Source organism: Rhodococcus sp. P3_B8 (assembly GCF_056402775.1).
Window position 1 is genome coordinate 1 of record NZ_JBFUGT010000404.1, and the last position, 5,121, is coordinate 5,121.

At 60.3% G+C, this 5,121-nt stretch carries 3 protein-coding genes; 1 reads left to right on the top strand and 2 read right to left on the bottom strand.

The window, feature by feature from the left end:
* Positions 1-1,129: 1,129 nt before the first annotated feature.
* A complete protein-coding gene (locus tag AC1D1G_RS41525; RefSeq protein ID WP_477956529.1) occupies positions 1,130-1,270 on the top strand; it encodes a hypothetical protein in 141 nt (46 codons plus the stop codon).
* A gap of 620 nt (positions 1,271-1,890) precedes the next feature.
* Here the strand turns inward: AC1D1G_RS41525 and AC1D1G_RS41530 are convergent.
* Positions 1,891-3,312, bottom strand: coding sequence for an amidase (locus AC1D1G_RS41530; protein WP_477956530.1), 1,422 nt, complete (start codon positions 3,310-3,312; stop codon positions 1,891-1,893).
* A 211-nt stretch (positions 3,313-3,523) separates the two neighbouring features.
* On the bottom strand, positions 3,524-4,987 hold the full coding sequence (locus tag AC1D1G_RS41535; RefSeq protein ID WP_141468242.1) for a purine-cytosine permease family protein: 1,464 nt from the start codon (positions 4,985-4,987) through the stop codon (positions 3,524-3,526).
* Between the last annotated feature and the right edge of the window lie 134 nt (positions 4,988-5,121).

Genomic DNA, 5,121 nt, shown 5'->3' on the forward strand with positions numbered 1-5,121 from the left:
GGCCACCTCGGCGTGGGTGCACTGGTACAACACCGGCCGGCTCATGCATCGTCTCGGGCGGATCCCACCGGCCGAGTACGAAGCCAAGTACTACGCTGAACACCGTGCCGATCAACCGGTCGCACACAAATGACAGTGTGTGCATGAGACCCGGGATGGTTCAGGGTGATCATGTGTTCGGTTCCGGCTGGCATGCAGGATTCCATCGGTGTCTTGGCCAACCTGGAGGCGTGCTTGTGCAGTGTGGCGAAACGGCGCGTCTCTTGTGTGGTCGAGGTCTGGTCCGGTTCTGGTGTCGACGAGGTGCGGCAGGTACGAGGCGATGGAGCCCAGCAGGTGAGTGAGTCGAGTAAGGCGCGCCCAAGTGCAGCGTCGCCGTCCTCGTCTCCCTGTGAGGCATGACTGCCAAAATGGACGGCGACATGAACGGTGTAAGGACGATGACCGTGGCCGTGCGCGCATGCAGTGCCCCGTCACTGTATCGAAGTGACGAGGTGTCTGAACGTCGAGGAGTGAAGTAGGAAGTTATCGGCTCGCTGGTGAGGGTGTCATGGACCACTCGGACACCCGTCGCGTCCCGTCCTCGGTCGGCGCAACTCCGCGCGATCGTCACTTTCCGAGTCGGTTCGGATGTTCCATGGACGTGTCGGCGTGACGGAGACGAGGTCGGACTTGCCTTCCGGTTCATGCCGACCTCGAGTCAGTTCACCGCCGTTGCAGGACTAAACGCCCCTCGAGATCAATCGTGTAGCCGACGAAGTCGGCCACCCACCGCGCATCCCCCTTGACTGGGCACAACCTGCGGACCTCTTCGCCGAATCGCTTGCAGACACGGCGAAGAATTCTCCAGCAATGCTGGGAGTGAGCGGAGTTCAAACCCGAACAACGGCCGTCGGGTCTCGATCGACCTCCGACAGCAGATCATCCACCGCCGGAGCCGGTTCGACGCGGTGGCAGAAGTAGGCCGAGTTCGCCCGCGCCAGGATCTGCACTGGACAACCCGGCGGTGCTGGCGCAGCCGATGGCCTCCGAGTGAGCAGTCGCTCGCCGGTGTGCGATGCGGTGTTGCCGCGGCGAAGGCGGGCGCGGACGATGACCGGCGCCGCGACCGGGTCGGGGCGCCCGCCCGTTGGGCGTTCAAGCCAAGGACGCCCGAGTATCCGAACGCGGCGGCCTGCTCGTCGTAGCCGTGCACTTCACCGATGGTGTCGTCGACATCGACGAACACCATCTGATCCGCCCCGTCGAGCATGTCTGGGACTCGGGCTGACAGGCTGACGAGCAGGCGTGCGGCGACGGTCGAGTTGCTGGACATGGCCGTGGGTGAAGGACCGAAGAGGGCTTCCCGGCGTGGACGGAGCCCGCACCCCAGCGAAGAGCCGGGTCGTGGCCCTGTGGCGAAGAACGTCGAGGTCGTCGATGCTGTCCGTGCCTGCGAGCATCCCCGCGCCGATGCCGGCGGACTTGACCACCGGGTTCGGTGTATCGACGCCCAGACGTCGGTCGAGTAGGTCGTGCAGGCCCGCGGTCTCGGCCAGCTGCATCACCGGAACAGGCGTGCGGCCGAGACGAGGTTCGGATCATCGAAACCGGCGTGACGGTGTGAGCAGCTTTCCCCTGCGAGATTCTCCTGTCCTGGTGCCGGAATCTATTGTGTGGCAACTCAGAGCTTCCTGCCCTACAGGGGCTCTCGTGTACGATCCGCTCACACAGTCACGCTGACGGTGGATCAGGGCTGAAGCAGGCCGAAGCTCGGTTCGTACGACCTGCCACATCCGAGGATGGACAGCTCAGTGCCCACCGATATCGCCCGACGACGGGGCATCGCCGTCAACCATCGGTTCGGCAACTGGCAGAAGCAACTTCTCGTCGCCACCGTGTCGCGGAGGCCTACGCCCTGCCCGACGTGTCTGAAACGGCCAACAAGGGTGCAGTCTTGCCGAACTGGCCGAATGCCTTTTCGTATGCGTTGCCGGCGCGCAGGACCGTCCTATCCTCGAGCGGACGACCAACTATCTGCATTCCGATGGGAAGACCGATTTCCGTCGTTCCGATGGGCACGGACAGGGCAGGTAGCCCCAACAGATTTGCTGGCGCGGACAATCGCATGTAGCTCTCGGTCAGCGCCTCCGATGACCCGTCTGGCCATGTCACGTGTGTGTGATCGTGACGAGCGGGTGACGAACTCAGCGTCGGGGCCGCCAATACATCAATCTGCCCAAACATCGAACGCCACGCGTTCTGCATGAGCGCCCGTCCTCTGAGCGCCTGAATGTAGTCCTTGGCGAATACGAACTCGCCGGCTTCCAACATCGTGCGTACCTCCGGGGTATAGAGATCGCCTGAGCTGCGAAGCATTTCGGAATGATATGCGTTGGCCTCTGGAAGGAGAATCGCCCACTCCAGCGCTTCTACKTAGTCAGTCATCGGGACTTCGATCTCGACGAGACTCGCCCCGAGCTGCTCGAATTGGCCGAGAGCAACCTCTACACGACGGACGACTTCACTGTCCACTCGGTCGAAGTAGAAGTTGCTGGGAACACCGACACGCAATCCGGAGACGCCACCATCGAGATCGGCTGAGTAGTCGCGTGCCTCGAGTTTCAGACTTCCCGGATCCTGGTCGTCATACCCTGCCATCGCGGTCAAAGCCAGTGCGGCGTCTGCCACGTTACGAGTGATGGGTCCGGCGTGGTCGAGTGACCACGACAAGGATGTGACGCCGCGCCGGGAGACTAGACCGTACGTCGGTTTGAGCCCAACCATTCCGCAGAAGGCGGCTGGGATGCGGATTGAGCCTCCGGTGTCGCTTCCGGTGGCCATTAGACACGAACCTGCAGCCACCGCTGCAGCTGACCCGCCGCTGGACCCGCCAGCGATAAATTGAGTGTTCCAAGGGTTGCTCGTGCCGGGTGTTACTCCACCGAAGGCGAACTCGTGTGTATGTGTTTTCCCAACGATCACCGCGCCTGCCGCAGTGAGTTTCTCCACCACAGCGCTGTCCTGAGTAGGCACGAATGCGTCACGGACGCGTGAACTAGCAGTGGTGGGAAGACCTCGCATATTGTACAGATCTTTGATGCCGATGGGAATGCCGTGAAACGGACCCTTGTAATGGCCCGACGAAATCTCGTGCTCGGCCACTTCTGCGGCAGCCCGCGCATTCTCGGCGAGTGTCAACGCGTAGGCGTTCACAAGCGGTTCCGTGGCTTCCATTCGATCGAGCACGGAAGCAGTCAGTTCTACTGGAGAAAGTGCTCGAGACTTGATCAGGTCGGATGCTGCAGAAACCGACAGCTCATATGGTTGCATGCTCGTCTACTTCCAACGGGGGTCGAATGAGGTGGCAGGCGCTGTCTCGCCGCACGGTATGTGTGAGACTTTGCGGATGAACGAGTCGGCATGGTTCGCGGCCTCACACAGCTCAGAAAGTCGATGGTTCTCGACCACCAGATTGACTGTGGCGCTGAGCCGACGGATGTCGTCTACGTTATGGCGGGGTGTGGTCACTGCTTTCCTTTCCTCAGACGGACAGCGGGTCGTGGTCGTCGTCAGCCTCATCCAATGCGTTCAGGTCGGTCTGGGTTGCAGTACGTTTCGGTGTGTAGTACCGCCCGCCGGTCGCCCTTGTCAGCGCAATGTGAATAAGGGGGCCGACGATCATTGCAACAAAAGAGGCGAAGTAGATCGGATAGATCCCAATGATTCCCATGGCACCGATAGTGACCGCAACTCCAAGCGACGTCAGGCCGCATGGGTTCCATTTCGGGACTTCGTTTTCGTGAAATTCGACGTTCTCGGGCTTGCCGAGTTTCATCCAGCGCCGACACACGAAGTAGTCCGCGAGGATGATGAGCACCCAGGTGTTGGTGAGGACGCCGGCAATCGCGAGGAAAGTACCGAGATGGTTCAAAACGTTGGTGACATAGAATAGAACTCCCACACCCCAAATGAGGAACATCCACCAGGGGCGGCCCGGCTTGATCTTCGCTGCCACCTCGAATCCGCTTGCCAAAGCAATCGAACCTGAATACAGATTCATAACGTTGACGCGGATCTGGGTGACGACAACCAGAATAACGCCCAGCAGCCCAATTACGTTGACGAATAGGTAGCCGGGGTCCTGGGCGTACGACTGGGCGTCGGGTCCGCTGAGTTCGCTGTACAGGTTGATGCCAAAGAAGCAGCCGAGTCCGATGACGATCAGCATGGGAATGAGTTCGAGAATCATGATCGAGGCGGTTCCACGGTATCGGATTCGCTGAGATGCGAACCGTCCGTAGTCGGTTGCCATCAGCCCCTGGAAGATGACCTGTCCGTTCGCGAGGCTGAGCGCGCTCATCATCGCGGCGAATGTGAGAGGCTGGGTCGCGGTCCAATCTCCAATGCCGACCAGATCTCGATCCCTGGAAAATACGTATACCGCCCACCCTACTGTGATGACGAAGAAGGGGAATCCCCATTTTTGCAGGAAGGACATTGCATGCATGCCACGCCAGGCGAATGCGATCGTGACGAGTCCGAACGCGGCGTAGATGAGGGTTCCGTTGAAGGAGTCGATAGGGATTTCGAAGTATATGGCAATGGCGTGCGAAACGATGGTGCCTTCGAAGAGGAAGTAGTAGACGTAGTTGATTCCGTATATGAACGACGTGACGGCAGCGCCCCTACTTCCGAATCCGAGGCCGCGGCTGAGTAGGTTGGGAGACAAACCCTCTCTGGATGCTACGCGCATCGTCAACATGCCCGTCAGTACTGCGCCGATGACGAAATAGCCGATTGGTATCAGGATCAGCGGGAATCCCACCAGGAACAGGTGTTGAGCGCCGTAGGTGAACCAGAACATTGCGGTTGCGCCACCGAGGAGGACGACGCTGATGGCAGGGATTGGCCATCGTTGATTCGTTGGAACTCTCTCGGTGGCAAAGCTTTCCACTTGATCGTCGATCGAGGTCGCGGGGCCGCGAAACTTCGCTTTCAGGGACATGGATGACTCCCGGGTTAGGGTGCATGCTGCTGTGGACGGGCGTGGAACAGCTGCAGCGGAGATTTATTTACGATGTTGCGAGGGCGCCGACCGTGAGGATCGGCATGGCGTAGAAGCTCGTCATCGGGTACGGC